Raw genomic sequence first — 12,794 nt, 5'->3', positions numbered from 1 at the left:
TGGTGTTCATGTTTCCGCACTGCGGCCTTTCATCGCGAAAATCCCCTGCGGCCGTTTTTGTATGAAAACGATGATGAAGACCAGCACCGCGATCTTGGCCAGCACCGCACCGGCCCAGCCTTCAAGGAACTTGTTGAGAATGCCCAGGCCGAACGCGGCGTAGACCGTGCCGGCGAGCTGGCCCACACCGCCGAGCACCACCACCATGAACGAGTCCACGATGTAGCTCTGGCCCAGGTCGGGGCCCACGTTGCCGATCTGGCTCAGCGCGCAACCAGCCAAGCCGGCGATGCCGGAACCCAGCGCAAACGCATAGGTGTCGATGCGGGCGGTGTTCACGCCCATGCAGGCGGCAATGGGCCGGTTTTGCGTGACGCCGCGCACAAACAAGCCCAGCCGCGTGCGGGTGATCATGAGCGTCACGCCCAGCAGCACGGCGGCCGCAAAGGCAATGATGATGATGCGGTTCCACGGCAGCGTGAGGTTGCCCATGAGGGTGATGCTGCCGCTCATCCAGCTGGGGTTTTCCACACCCACGTTTTGCGCGCCAAACAGCGTACGCACACCCTGCATCAGCACCAGGCTGATGCCCCAGGTGGCCAGCAGCGTTTCCAGCGGGCGGCCATACAGGAAGCGGATCACCGTGCGCTCCATGGCCGCGCCCACCAGCGCAGAAGTGATGAACGCAATCGGCAGGGCCACCAGCAAATACCAGTCGAACAAGCCCGGCAGCGACTCCTTAAAAAACGACTGCACCAGCCAGGTGGCGTAGGCGCCGATCATGATCAGCTCGCCGTGGGCCATGTTGATGACGCCCATGAGCCCGTAGGTGATGGCCAGGCCCAGCGCCGCCAGCAGCAAGATGCTGCCCAGGCTGACGCCCGTAAAAGCCTGGGCCAGCGCGCTGCTGATGGACAGCGAGCGCTCCAGCGCGGCCAGAGAAGCCTTCAGCGCGGCTTTTACCGCCGGGCTTTCTTCGGTTTCCATGCGCTGCACCAGTAGCGGCCGCACGACGGCCTGGCGCGCTTCGCCCAACTTTTGGGCAGCACCCAGACGCTGCGCTTCGTCGTCGCTGGTCAGCAGCACCGCTGCCTGTGCCAGTTCCAGCATCTGGCGTGCCTGCGGGTCCAGCTCGCCGGCCAGCGCTTTGTCGATCAGCGGCAACTGGGCCGCGTCGGGTTCGTCAAACGCGTTGCGCTGAAGGCTCTTGGCGGCCTCGCGCTGGCGCTCCGGTGTCGCGCCAAACAGGTCCATGCCAGCCAGCGCGGTTTCCATCGCGCCGCGCATGCGGTTGTTGATCATCACGTCTTCGGCGGCTTCGGGCAGCGTGGCCAGCACCTCGCCGGTCACGGCGTCCACAGCGCCTTCGCCCTGAACGATGAGCACACGCTCACCGTCCACACGCACGCTTTCGTCGGCCATGGCCTGGATGAGGGCAGACGCTTTGGGGTCGGGCTCGGTGGCCAGCCGGTTCAAGGTGGTGATGCGGTCGCCCGTGTCGCCGGCCACCAGGGCCAGCGCGTCGGCGGGCGTGAGGGCGTGGGCGGGCAGGCTGCACAGCAGCCACAGCGCACACAGCGTTCGCAACAACCAGGAATTCAGGGTGGGACGCATGGGGCCGTCTTTCAAATGTGCCGGGGCATTCGGGTCAAGGTGCGGGCGCAGCCCCATGGCTGCGCCCGCACGGGTCAAAGGCTGGCGGCGCTCACTTCACCATGGGCACGTTTTTCTTGCCCTTGTTTTCAGCGATGTAATCGCTCCAGGGGTCGGCCACCACGGGGCCCGGTGTTTTCCACACCACGTTGAACTGACCGTCGGCGCGGATCTCACCAATGAACACCGGCTTGTGCAGGTGGTGGTTTTCCTTGTCCATGGTGCTGGTGAAACCGCCCGGTGCCTTGAAGGTCTGGCCAGCCATGGCGGCGATCACCTTGTCGGTGTCGGTGCTCTTGGCCTTTTCAACCGCCTGCGCCCACATGTGGATGCCGATGTAGGTGGCTTCCATCGGGTCGTTGGTCAGCGGCTTGTCCTTGTGGCCGGGGATGTTCTTGGACTTGGCGTAGTCGCTCCACTTCTTGATGAACGCGGCGTTGGTCGGGTTCTTGATGGACATGAAGTAGTTCCAGGCGGCCAGGTGGCCCACCAGCGGCTTGGTGTCCACGCCGCGCAGCTCTTCTTCGCCCACCGAGAAGGCCACCACGGGCACGTCTTTCGCGCTCAAGCCTGCGTTGCCCAGTTCCTTGTAAAACGGCACGTTGGAGTCACCGTTGATGGTGGACACCACCGCCGTCTTTTTGCCAGCCGCGGCAAACTTCTTGATGTTGGCAATGATGGTCTGGTAGTCCGAGTGACCGAAGGGGGTGTATTCCTCCATGATGTCGGCATCGGCCACGCCCTTGCTTTTCAGGAAGGCGCGCAGGATCTTGTTGGTGGTGCGGGGGTACACATAGTCGGTGCCCAGCAGCACGAAGCGTTTCGCGCTGCCGCCGTCCTTGCTCATCAGGTATTCCACCGCGGGAATGGCTTGCTGGTTGGGCGCAGCGCCGGTGTAAAACACGTTTTTGCTCAGCTCTTCGCCTTCGTACTGCACGGGGTAGAACAGCAGGTTGTTCTTTTCTTCAAATACCGGCAACACCGACTTGCGCGACACCGAGGTCCAGCAGCCGAACACCGCGGCCACCTTGTCCTGGTCGATCAGCTGCTTGGCTTTTTCGGCAAACAGCGGCCAGTTGGAAGCCGGGTCCACCACCACGGGTTCGATCTTTTTGCCCAACACGCCGCCCTTGGCGTTGATCTCGTCAATGGCCATCAGGGCCACGTCTTTCAGCACAGTCTCTGAAATGGCCATCGTGCCCGACAGGCTGTGCAGCACCCCGACCTTGATGGTGCTTTGGGCGTGGGCGGTGATGCCCATGGCGCCCAGGGCGGCGGCCACAGACAGGGCTTTGAGGGTGAATCGACGTTGCATCATGGCGCTTCTCCAGGGGTTCTAAAAAACATCCAGTTGAGGGGGTGACTCTGGCCGCCGAACCCGCCCTTTCAGGCGGTTCACAGCGGACAACTGGATGCTAGGGAGAACCCTGAGAGGCGTCTGTACGCCGGGTGGCGTATGCGGGGGTCCCACGGCTGAAAACTTCGCCGCGTCGGGCTGCGCCTGCTGTGGTCCAGCGCTGCCGCCGCTCCCAGCTTTCGGCTGCCATCGTTATCGTGGCTCGCATAACGTCCGCCCCATGAACCATGCACACCACATCCCTTGATCTGACCCACGCGCTCAGCGCCCAAGGCCCGGTGCTGCGCGTGTTGCAGCAGCGGTTTCCTGATGCACTGGCGTTTTATGTGTTTGGCAGCCAGGCCAGTGGCCAGGCTGATGCCTTGAGCGACGTGGATCTGGCGGTCTTGCTGCCCGGTTACGCCAACGCCAACGCGCTGTGGGATACCGCTATGGAATTGGCCGCGCTGCTCAACCGGCATGTCGATCTGTTGGACCTGCGCGCAGCCAGCACGGTGATGCAGCACCAGGTGCTGACCACCGGCCAGCGCCTGTGGGGTGATGCCCTCGCCGCCGGTCTGTTCGAGTGTTTCGCGCTGACCGAAAAACTGCATCTGGACGAAGCACGCGCTGGCTTGCTGCGCGACATTGCCGAGAGAGGAAGCATTTATGGCTGACGACGTGTTGCTCAACAAGGCGGCCACCGTGGAGCGGTGTGTGGCCCGTGCGCGCGAGGAATATGCGGCCAGTCCGGACTTTGCGACCGACTTCACCCGGCAGGATGCTGCCGTGTTGAACATTCAGCGGGCTTGTGAGGCCTGCCTGGACATGGGCCAGCACCTGATTCGCCGTGACCGGCTGGGCTTGCCACAGAGTGCGCGCGATGTGTTTTCCCTGCTGGCGCAAGCGGGCTGGATGGATGCGACATTGCAAGACACCATGCAACGCATGGTGGGCTTTCGCAACATCGCGGTGCACGATGACCAGAAGTTGCTGCTCCCCATTTTGCAACGGGTGGTGACTGTGCATCTGAACGATTTCCTCCGCTTCACCGCCGCCATCCTGAAAAAAGACAGTGCTTGAACTGACGCGCTACCCCCTCCAGCTCACCCCCCGTGCTGCGGCTGCAGCAGCGGCACGCGGTTGATGGCCATGGCCGCTGCGGCGGTGCGGGTTTCGACGCCAAGCTTGGCGTAGATGCGCTCCAGGTGTTTCTTCACGGTGGCGGGGCTGGAGCCCAGGATATCGCCGATGTCGCGGTTGATCTTGCCTTTCGCCACCCAGTACAACACCTCGGCTTCGCGGGCGGTGAGCGCGAAGGCGTGGGCCATGGCTTCGAGCACGCTGGCGTCGGAGGTCTCTTGCATGACGATGAGCCAGTCGCCGCCCTCGCCGGGGGCTTCGCTGCCTTCGGCGTCCTGGTCGCCCACCTGCTGGTGCAGGCGAAAGGTGAGGCGGCGCGGGCCGTTTTCCAGGGTGAGGCGCGGCGGCTCGCGCTGGGCTTGCGCTTCGCCCAGGTGGCGGCGCAGCCACTGCACCACGGCGGGTGGCGTGTGGGGCGCTTCGGTGCCGCAGTAGCGCTGCAGCAGGTCGCGCGCCAGCGGGGTTTGCCACATCAGGCGGCCGTCTTTGGCGCGCACGGTGATGGTGGCGTAGCCAAAGGCGTCCAGCGCGTTGCGGGCCTGGCTGCGTTCTACCGCGCCCTGGCGCACATGGCGCGCGGTGCGCAGGTGCACGCCCATGCGCGCCATCACCTCGCGCGGCTTGATGGGCTTGGTCACGTAGTCGGCACCGCCGGCGTCGAGCGCGGCCACCAGGTGCTCGGTTTCGGTCAGCCCGGTCATGAAGATGATGGGAATGTGGGCCGTGGCGGGGTTGGCCTTGAGCCGGCGGGCCACCTCGAAGCCGTCCAGCCCTGGCATGACGGCGTCGAGCAGCACCACGTCGGGCAGGGCCTGGGTGGCGCGGCGGATGGCGGCCTCGCCGTCGAGCGCCACGAGCACGGTGTAGCCGGCTTCGTCGAGCGCGTCGTGCAGCGGCGCCACGTTGTCGGGCACGTCGTCCACGATGAGTACGACCAGGGCGTCGTTCAGGGTGCCGGGGTGTTCGGCGGGCGAGCGGGGGTTCATGGTGTTTGGGGTGTGGCGCTGTGCGCCAGCAGGCGCTGCTCGATCACTTCAAAGCGAAACTCGCGCGCCAGGGTGCGCAGGCTCTGGGCAAAGTCGGCCTGTTCGGGGCGCTGGCGCACCCAGTCGTCGAGCCAGGTGACGATGCCTTTGTAGTAACCCAGGCGCACCAGCTCCAGCAGGGGCGCCAGTTCGGTGGGGTTGCTGGCGGCGGTCGTGGGCGGTTTCAACGCGGCCGGCGCAGCGGGTTCGGCGCTGAGCCATTGCAGCGCCAGGCGCTGAGCAAGCCAGGCCAGCAGGTCTTCGCGCCGCACGGGCTTCACAAAAAAGTCTTGCGGGCGGTGACCCAGATCGTTGTCGAGCCCTTTGTCAAACGCATTGGCCGACACGATGGCCAGCGGCACCGGCCCCCAGCCAGCGGCGCGCAGCCGGCGCACGGTTTCCCAGCCGTCGATGCCGGGCATGGCCAGGTCCATGAACACAGCGTGGGGCGCGCCGGGGTCGCCGGGTTGCAGGCCATCGAGCAGGCGCAAGGCATCGAGCCCGCTGGTGGCCAGCATCACGTCAAAACCCAGCGGGGCCAGCCAGCGCTGCAGCAGTTCGCGATCGGCCTCTTCGTTGTCCACCACCAGCAGGCGCAAGCGCTCGCCGGCGTAGCCGGTCACGGCGGGTGCGGTGGCGGCGCGCGGCAGCGCCACGCCGTGCAGCTCGGGCAAAAACAGCCGCACGGTGAACACGCTGCCCACACCGGGGGTGCTGCGCACGGTCATTTCGCCGCCCATGAGGTCGGTGAGCATTTTGGCGATGGTGAGGCCCAGGCCGGTGCCGGCGCTGGGTGCCACCGCAGCGGCTTCGCCCTGGGCGCGGGCAAAGGGTTCAAACACGCGCTCCAGGTCGGCGGCGGCCATGCCGGGGCCGGTGTCGTGCACTTCAAACAGCGCCATTTCGCGCGCATGCACCACGCGCAGGCGCACCTGGCCCACGCGGGTGAACTTGACAGCGTTGCCCAGCAGGTTGATGAGGATCTGGCGCAGGCGCTTTTCGTCGGCGCGCACGGCGTCGGGCAGGCGGCTGCCGCTTTCAAACGTGAACTGCAGGCCTTTGGCCGCGGCCTGCAGCTCGAACATGCTGGCCACTTCGCGCAGGGTGTCGGCAAAGGCCATGGGTTTCACGTCGAGCGCAAGCTTGCCGGACTCGATGCGCGCAATGTCCAGCGTGCCTTCAATGAGCGAAAGCAGGTGCTCACCACCCCGGTGAATGACGCGAATGGCTTGCGCTCGATGCGGTGCCATGCCGGTGTCTTCCTGCAGCAGCTGGGCATAGCCCAGGATGCTGTTGAGCGGTGTGCGCAGCTCGTGGCTGATGGTGCTGATGTAGCGCGTCTTGGCCTGGTTGGCTTGCTCGGCGGCCTGGCGGGCGTGTTGCAGGGCTTCGTCGGTCTTGCGGTGCGAGTCAATTTCTTGCATCAGCAAACGGGTTTGCCGGTTGCTTTCTTCTTGCGCCACTTCGCGGCTTTTGTGCGCCAGCACCAGCCACCAGGCCACGGTGGCGGCAATGAGCATGAGCACGGCGTACACATGCAGAAAACCCGCGCGCAGGGCGGCGTCGATCAAGCCAGCGTCGGCCCCGGCCTGCAGCCCCTGCCCCAGGCCTTGCGCCTGCTGCTGGTACAGCAAACCCAGCACAGCCGCCAGCACCGGTGCCATCACCAGCATGATGAGCAGGTAGTGCGCCAGGCCCGCTTCCAGATACGGCCACACCCGCTGCGGCAGCACCGTGCGCAATGCGCCCTGCCACTGCTCGGAGAGACGCGCATGGGGTTTGCAGAGGTCGCCACAGCGCGCGTCCAGCGTGCAGCAGAGCGAGCAAATATGACCCTGGTAGGCGGGGCAATGGGCCATGTCGGGCGCTTCGTAGGCGCGCTCGCAAATCACGCAGGTCTGGAGGGTGTGTCCTGCTTTTGCGCACGAGCCTCCTTGGCGGGCGCAACCGCCGCAACCGCCCGCCACACAAGCGGCCGCATCCCCATCCGCAGCGGCACGCGCAATGTAGTAGCGCCCCTGCGTGGCCCAAGCGATCAGTGGCGCCGCCACCAGCGCCGTGACCATGGCGATCACCGCCGAAAAGGCCTGAGCGCCCGCGCCCATGAGGCCCAGGTGCGCCACGATGGACAGCGCCGAGGCCAGCCCCATGGCGCCCACACCCACGGGGTTGATGTCGTACAAATGGGCACGCTTGAACTCGATGCCCTTGGGCGACCAGCCCAGCGGTTTGTTGATCACCAGGTCGGCCACCACGGCCATGATCCAGGCGATGGCGATGTTGCTGTACAGCCCAAGCACCTCACCGAGCGCCTGGAACACATTCATTTCCATCAGCATGAAGGCGATGAACGTGTTGAACACCACCCACACCACACGCCCGGGGTGGCTGTGGGTGAGGCGCGAAAAGAAGTTGCTCCAGGCCAGCGAGCCAGCGTAGGCGTTGGTCACGTTGATCTTGAGCTGCGACACCACCACAAACAGCGCCGTGGCCGCCACCGCCCAGCCGTAGTGCGGAAACACGTATTCGTAAGCCGCCAGGTACATCTGGTTGGGGTCTACCGCGCGCTCGGGCGGCACCATGTGGCTGATGGCCAGGTAGGCCAACAGCGCACCGCCCAGCATTTTCAGCACACCCAGCACCACCCAGCCCGGCCCGCCGGCCAGCACACCGGCCCACCAGCGCAGCGGTTTGCCCGGCGCTTGCGCGGGCATGAAGCGCAGGTAATCGGCCTGTTCACCCATTTGGGTGATGAGCGCAATGCCCACCGTGAGTGCCGCACCAAACAGGTGCCAGTCAAACGCAGCACCCGCACCCGATTCACCACCGTAGTGCACCACGTTGGCAAATGCACCAGGGTCGAGCACCGCCACCGCCACAAAGGGCACCACCATCATCACCAGCCACAGCGGTTGCGTCCACATCTGAAAACGGCTGATGACCGACACGCCGTGTGTGACCAGCGGAATGACCACCACGGCACAAATCAAATAACCCCAAGCGGGGGGAATGCCGAGCGCGAGTTCCAGCGCATAGGCCATCACCGCGGCTTCCAGGGCAAAAAAGATGAAGGTGAACGAGGCGTAAATGAGCGAGGTGATGGTGGAGCCGATGTAGCCAAAACCCGCACCACGCGTGAGCAGGTCCATGTCCACCCCATAGCGCGCGGCGTACACGCTGATGGGCAGACCCGCCATGAAGATGATGAGACCGGTGGCCAGGATGGCCCAGAACGCGTTGATGAAGCCGTATTGCACCAGCAGCGTGGCGCCCACCGCTTCAAGAATGAGAAACGACGCGGCCCCAAACGCGGTGTTGGCCACGCGCCATTCGCTCCACTTGCGAAAGCGCTGTGGCGTGTAGCGCAGCGCGTAATCCTCCATGGTTTCGCTGCCCACCCAATGGTTGTAGTCGCGGCGCACGCGGGTGATGCGCTGGGGCGCGCTGGCGTCCGGGGCCTCGGCAACGGGGCGGGGCGAGCGGCTGGCGACGGGTTCGGGCAAAGGGGTGTTCACACCGGGTTTGTGCAGCTTTCATGCCATGCCGGGTGTGCAAGGGCCCCAGAGGGCACGGGACTTGCTAGAGACCCCCCACACAAAGCCCCAATACGTGCCCACCGCCATGGAACTGACACCTCGCGCTCAGCCGGCATGTGCGGCTGCAAGAGCCAACTATTGAGTGAAACGCAATGGAACTGACCCCTCGTGAAAAAGACAAGCTGCTGATCTTCACCGCCGCCTTGCTGGCCGAGCGCCGCCGCGCCCGGGGGCTCAAGCTCAACTACCCCGAAGCGATGGCGCTGATTTCTGCCGCCGTGATGGAAGGTGCCCGCGACGGCAAGACCGTGGCCCAGCTCATGAGCGAGGGCCGCAGCGTGCTCACCCGTGCCGACGTGATGGACGGCATTGCCGAAATGATTCCCGACATCCAGGTGGAGGCCACGTTTCCCGACGGCACCAAGCTGGTGACCGTGCACCAACCGATACCGTGATACCCCCCGCGCCGCGGTATTTGACCCACCCCCGCCGCGCTGCGCGCGACCCCCTCCAGGGGGCGATGCAAGTGGCCCGGCGAAGCCGGTTCCACCGCATCCCTGGATTCAAACATTTCGCGCCGACTGCCTGCCTCTTCACTTTGGAGCCATGACATGAAATCTCTGCCCACAATCGCGGCTACCCTGGCCACCCTGCCCGCCTTCGCCCACGAAGGCCATGGTCTGTTGGGCAGCCACTGGCATGCCACCGACGCCCTGGGTTTTGTGGCAGCGGGTGCGCTGCTGGCTGTGGCCGTTTGGCTGTCAAAGAAGTGAGCTCCGCCATGATCCCCGGCGAATACTTCATTGAAGCAGGCGAGCACGCCCTGAACCCTGGCCGGCGCACCGCCACGGTGGTGGTGCAGAACACCGCCAACCGCCCGGTGCAGGTGGGTTCGCATTACCACTTTGCCGAAACCAACGCGGCGCTCAGCTTCGACCGCGTGGCCGCCCACGGCATGCGGCTGAACATTGCGGCCGGCACCGCCGTGCGCTTTGAGCCCGGCCAGCAACGCACCGTGGAGCTGGTGGACTATGCGGGCGACCGCGTGGTGATCGGCTTTCGCGGCCTCACCCAAGGAGCGCTGTGATGGCCCACATTGCTCGCAGCGCCTACGCCGACATGTACGGCCCCACCGTGGGCGACCGGGTGCGCCTGGCCGACACCGGACTGGTCATTGAGGTGGAACAAGACTTCACCCTGCGCGCCGGCGGCTACGGCGAGGAAGCCAAGTTTGGCGGCGGCAAGACCATTCGCGACGGCATGGCGCAGTCGCAGCGCACCCGCGCCGAAGGCGCCGTGGACACCGTGCTCACCAACGCCCTCATCATCGACCACTGGGGCATCGTCAAGGCCGACATTGGCCTCAAGGGCGGGCACATCGTGGCCATCGGCAAGTCGGGCAACCCCGACACCATGCCGGGTGTGGACATCGTCATTGGCCCCGGCACCGAAGTCATCAGCTGCGAGGGTGCCATCGTCACCGCGGGCGGCATTGACAGCCATATTCACTTCATCTGCCCGCAGCAGGTGGACGAGGCGCTGGCCTCGGGCATCACCACCATGCTGGGCGGCGGCACCGGCCCGGCCACCGGCACCTTTGCCACCACCTGCACGCCCGGCCCCTGGCACATTGAACGCATGCTGCAAGCTGCCGACGGCCTGCCTATGAACCTGGGCTTTCTGGGCAAAGGCAACGCCAGCCAGCCCGCGCCGCTGCGCGAGCAGATAGAGGCCGGCGTGATCGGCCTGAAGCTGCACGAAGACTGGGGCAGCACGCCCAGCGCCATCAGCAACTGCCTGGACGTGGCCGAAGAAACCGACACCCAGGTGGCGCTGCACTCTGACACGCTCAACGAGTCGGGCTTTGTGGAAGACACCATTGCCGCTACCCAGGGCCGCACCCTGTGCGCCTTTCACACCGAAGGCGCGGGCGGCGGCCACGCGCCCGACATTTTGCGGGTGGTGGGCGAGGCCAACTTCCTGCCGTCCAGCACCAACCCGACCATGCCCTACACGGTGAACACGCTCGACGAGCATGTGGACATGCTCATGGTGTGCCACCACCTGGACGCGTCGATCCCCGAAGACCTGGCGTTTGCAGAGAGCCGCATCCGCCGCGAGACGATTGCGGCCGAAGACATCCTGCACGACATGGGCGCCATCAGCATCATGAGCAGCGACAGCCAGGCCATGGGACGGGTGGGCGAGGTGATCTTGCGCACCTGGCAGTCGGCCGACAAAATGAAAAGCCAGCGAGGTTCGCTGGCGCCGGACAGCAGCCGCAACGACAACTTCCGCGTCAAGCGCTACATCGCCAAATACACCATCAACCCGGCCATTGCGCACGGCATGTCGCACACCATCGGCTCGCTGGAAGTGGGCAAATGGGCCGACCTGGTGGTGTGGAAGCCCGCCTTTTTCGGGGTGAAGCCGGCGCTGGTGCTCAAGGGTGGCAGCATTGCGCTGGCCGCCATGGGCGACCCCAACGCGTCCATTCCCACGCCGCAGCCGGTGCACTACCGGCCCATGTTTGGCGCTTTGGGCGGGGCGCTGGCCAAAGGCAGCCTCACCTTTGTGTCCCAAGCGGGCCTGGCAGCGGGTATTGGCGGGCGCTTCGGGTTGCAGAAAAACCTGGTGGCGGTGAAAGGCTGCCGCAGCGTCACCAAGGCCAGCATGGTGCACAACAGCGCCCTGCCCCACATGGAAATTGACCCGCAGCGCTACACCGTGCGGGCCGACGGCGTGCTGCTCACCTGCGAGCCCGCCAGCCGGCTTTCGCTGGCGCAGCGGTACTTTCTTTTTTAACGGTTTCAGGCCCTTTTTCATGCTTCAAGCGTCCAAACTCATCCCACAAGGCGAAGGCCTCGCCCCCGTGTTGTTGCGCCGTGCAGCGCAGCTGGAACTGGACTGGGACGTGCGCCAGAAAAGCCGCTTTGACGCCACCGCGTCCGACGGGCGCCACGTCGGCGTGTTTTTGCCGCGTGGCACCGTGGTGCGTGGTGGTGACGTGCTGGTGACGCAAGACGGCACGCTGCTGCGCGTGGTGGCCGCACCCCAGGCGGTGCTGAAGATCACCCCTTGCTCCACCCACGGCAGCCCGTTTGACCTGACCCGCGCCGCCTACCACCTGGGCAACCGCCATGTACCCATTGAGCTCAAGCCCGACCACCTGAAGATCGAACCCGACCATGTGCTGGCCGAGATGCTGCGCGCCATGCACCTCACGGTGGTGGAAGTGCGCGAACCCTTTGAGCCCGAAGGCGGTGCCTACACGCCCCAAGCCGGCGGGCATACCCACCACCATGGGCACGGGCATGCCCCTGCACATGCGCACGGGCACAACACCTCAACCACCCACGATCACGGCCATGCACACGGCTGACCCGTTGACCCCAGGCACAGCGCGCCCGGCCTCGGGCCTGCTGCACATTTTGTGGCTGGCCTCGCCCACGCTGCCGGTGGGCGGCTTTTCGTATTCCGAAGGCCTGGAAGCCGCTGTGGAAGCCGGCCTGGTGAGCCACGAAGCCAGCGCCGCACAGTGGCTCATCGACCAGCTGCACCTGGGCCTGGCCCGCACCGACCTGGCCGTGGTGGCCCAGGCCCTGCCCGCCTGGCAACGCGGCGACCTCGCCCGCATCCAAGCGCTCAACCAATGGGTGCTGCACACCCGCGAAACGCACGAATTTCGGCTGCAAACCGAGCAAATGGGCCGGTCGCTGCTGGAATGGGCGCGCAACCTGGGCGAGCTGGGCGCCGGCGTGTTTGAGCAGCTGCAAAGCGCCGCCCTGCACCCGCCCACCTACCCCGTGGCCATGGCCTGCGCCGCCGCACAGAGCCAGGCCAGCCAACGCGACAGCCTGCTGGGTTACGCCTTTGGCTGGGCCGAAAACATGGTGCAGGCGGCCATCAAGTCGGTGCCGCTGGGCCAAAGCTCGGGCCAGCGAATGCTGGCGCGGCTGGCCCAAGAAATACCCGCTGCGGTGGACCACGCCATCGCCCTGCCCGACCATGCCCGCCAGGCCTTCACCCCCATGCTGGCCATTTTGTCGGCCCGCCACGAAACCCAATATTCCCGCCTGTTCCGATCCTGACCCCAAGTTC

At 65.6% G+C, this 12,794-nt stretch carries 12 protein-coding genes; 8 read left to right on the top strand and 4 right to left on the bottom strand.

The genetic code is table 11. The features are described 5' to 3' along the window. Positions 1-6 precede the first annotated feature (6 nt). Both urtB and urtA read right to left on the bottom strand, forming a co-directional pair. Positions 7-1,614: an urea ABC transporter permease subunit UrtB gene (gene urtB / locus AC4QBL_RS03460; protein WP_472906493.1), complete on the bottom strand. Its 1,608-nt coding sequence runs from the start codon at positions 1,612-1,614 to the stop codon at positions 7-9. Positions 1,615-1,705: 91 nt separating this feature from the next. Then, on the bottom strand, positions 1,706-2,968 hold the full coding sequence (gene urtA / locus AC4QBL_RS03455) for an urea ABC transporter substrate-binding protein (protein ID WP_472906686.1): 1,263 nt from the start codon (positions 2,966-2,968) through the stop codon (positions 1,706-1,708). Positions 2,969-3,237: 269 nt separating this feature from the next. Here urtA and mntA point away from each other — a divergent pair, with 269 nt between their 5' ends. Next, positions 3,238-3,666, top strand: a complete 429-nt coding sequence (mntA, locus tag AC4QBL_RS03450) for a type VII toxin-antitoxin system MntA family adenylyltransferase antitoxin (RefSeq protein WP_472906492.1) — start codon at positions 3,238-3,240, stop codon at positions 3,664-3,666. Beyond that, complete coding sequence (gene hepT / locus AC4QBL_RS03445) at positions 3,659-4,072, top strand: type VII toxin-antitoxin system HepT family RNase toxin (RefSeq protein ID WP_472899559.1); 414 nt, start codon at positions 3,659-3,661, stop codon at positions 4,070-4,072. Before mntA ends, hepT begins: the two co-directional genes overlap by 8 nt. 23 nt (positions 4,073-4,095) lie before the next feature. Here the strand turns inward: hepT and AC4QBL_RS03440 are convergent, their stop codons facing one another. Both AC4QBL_RS03440 and AC4QBL_RS03435 read right to left on the bottom strand, forming a co-directional pair. Next, on the bottom strand, positions 4,096-5,118 hold the full coding sequence (locus tag AC4QBL_RS03440) for a response regulator (protein WP_472906491.1): 1,023 nt from the start codon (positions 5,116-5,118) through the stop codon (positions 4,096-4,098). Then, entirely contained in the window at positions 5,115-8,672 is a 3,558-nt protein-coding gene (locus tag AC4QBL_RS03435) for a hybrid sensor histidine kinase/response regulator (protein WP_492131627.1), read from the bottom strand. Before AC4QBL_RS03435 ends, AC4QBL_RS03440 begins: the two co-directional genes overlap by 4 nt. Before the next feature lie 173 nt (positions 8,673-8,845). Between AC4QBL_RS03435 and AC4QBL_RS03430 the strand changes: the two genes are divergently transcribed. The 6 genes from AC4QBL_RS03430 to AC4QBL_RS03405 all read left to right on the top strand — a co-directional run bounded on the left by AC4QBL_RS03430 (position 8,846) and on the right by AC4QBL_RS03405 (position 12,784). Continuing rightward, entirely contained in the window at positions 8,846-9,148 is a 303-nt protein-coding gene (locus tag AC4QBL_RS03430) for an urease subunit gamma (protein ID WP_472899561.1), read from the top strand. A 156-nt stretch (positions 9,149-9,304) separates the two neighbouring features. After that, positions 9,305-9,466: a hypothetical protein gene (locus tag AC4QBL_RS03425; RefSeq protein ID WP_472899562.1), complete on the top strand. Its 162-nt coding sequence runs from the start codon at positions 9,305-9,307 to the stop codon at positions 9,464-9,466. Positions 9,467-9,474: 8 nt separating this feature from the next. Further along, the gene (locus tag AC4QBL_RS03420) at positions 9,475-9,780 is read left to right on the top strand and encodes an urease subunit beta (RefSeq protein ID WP_472899563.1); all 306 of its coding nucleotides are present in this window, start codon (positions 9,475-9,477) and stop codon (positions 9,778-9,780) included. Then, positions 9,780-11,498, top strand: coding sequence for an urease subunit alpha (gene ureC / locus AC4QBL_RS03415; RefSeq protein WP_472906489.1), 1,719 nt, complete (start codon positions 9,780-9,782; stop codon positions 11,496-11,498). Before AC4QBL_RS03420 ends, ureC begins: the two co-directional genes overlap by 1 nt. 19 nt (positions 11,499-11,517) lie before the next feature. Then, a complete protein-coding gene (gene ureE / locus AC4QBL_RS03410; protein ID WP_472906488.1) occupies positions 11,518-12,075 on the top strand; it encodes an urease accessory protein UreE in 558 nt (185 codons plus the stop codon). Next, entirely contained in the window at positions 12,062-12,784 is a 723-nt protein-coding gene (locus AC4QBL_RS03405) for an urease accessory protein UreF (protein WP_472906487.1), read from the top strand. The genes ureE and AC4QBL_RS03405 overlap by 14 nt, the downstream gene beginning before the upstream one ends. The last annotated feature ends 10 nt before the right edge of the window (positions 12,785-12,794 follow it).

Source organism: Hydrogenophaga sp. L99 (genome assembly GCF_058731905.1).
This window is presented reverse-complemented; position numbering and strand designations above follow the sequence as displayed.

Excerpts from the sequence above, each read along its gene's own strand:
- urtB (WP_472906493.1), bottom strand. The coding sequence starts at position 1,614 with ATGCGTCCCACCCTGAATTCCTGGTTGTTGCGAACGCTGTGTGCGCTG.
- mntA (WP_472906492.1), top strand. The coding sequence starts at position 3,238 with ATGCACACCACATCCCTTGATCTGACCCACGCGCTCAGCGCCCAAGGC.
- AC4QBL_RS03425 (WP_472899562.1), top strand. The coding sequence starts at position 9,305 with ATGAAATCTCTGCCCACAATCGCGGCTACCCTGGCCACCCTGCCCGCC.
- ureE (WP_472906488.1), top strand. The coding sequence starts at position 11,518 with ATGCTTCAAGCGTCCAAACTCATCCCACAAGGCGAAGGCCTCGCCCCC.
- hepT (WP_472899559.1), top strand. The coding sequence starts at position 3,659 with ATGGCTGACGACGTGTTGCTCAACAAGGCGGCCACCGTGGAGCGGTGT.
- AC4QBL_RS03420 (WP_472899563.1), top strand. The coding sequence starts at position 9,475 with ATGATCCCCGGCGAATACTTCATTGAAGCAGGCGAGCACGCCCTGAAC.
- ureC (WP_472906489.1), top strand. The coding sequence starts at position 9,780 with ATGGCCCACATTGCTCGCAGCGCCTACGCCGACATGTACGGCCCCACC.
- AC4QBL_RS03440 (WP_472906491.1), bottom strand. The coding sequence starts at position 5,118 with ATGAACCCCCGCTCGCCCGCCGAACACCCCGGCACCCTGAACGACGCC.
- AC4QBL_RS03430 (WP_472899561.1), top strand. The coding sequence starts at position 8,846 with ATGGAACTGACCCCTCGTGAAAAAGACAAGCTGCTGATCTTCACCGCC.
- urtA (WP_472906686.1), bottom strand. The coding sequence starts at position 2,968 with ATGCAACGTCGATTCACCCTCAAAGCCCTGTCTGTGGCCGCCGCCCTG.
- AC4QBL_RS03405 (WP_472906487.1), top strand. The coding sequence starts at position 12,062 with ATGCACACGGCTGACCCGTTGACCCCAGGCACAGCGCGCCCGGCCTCG.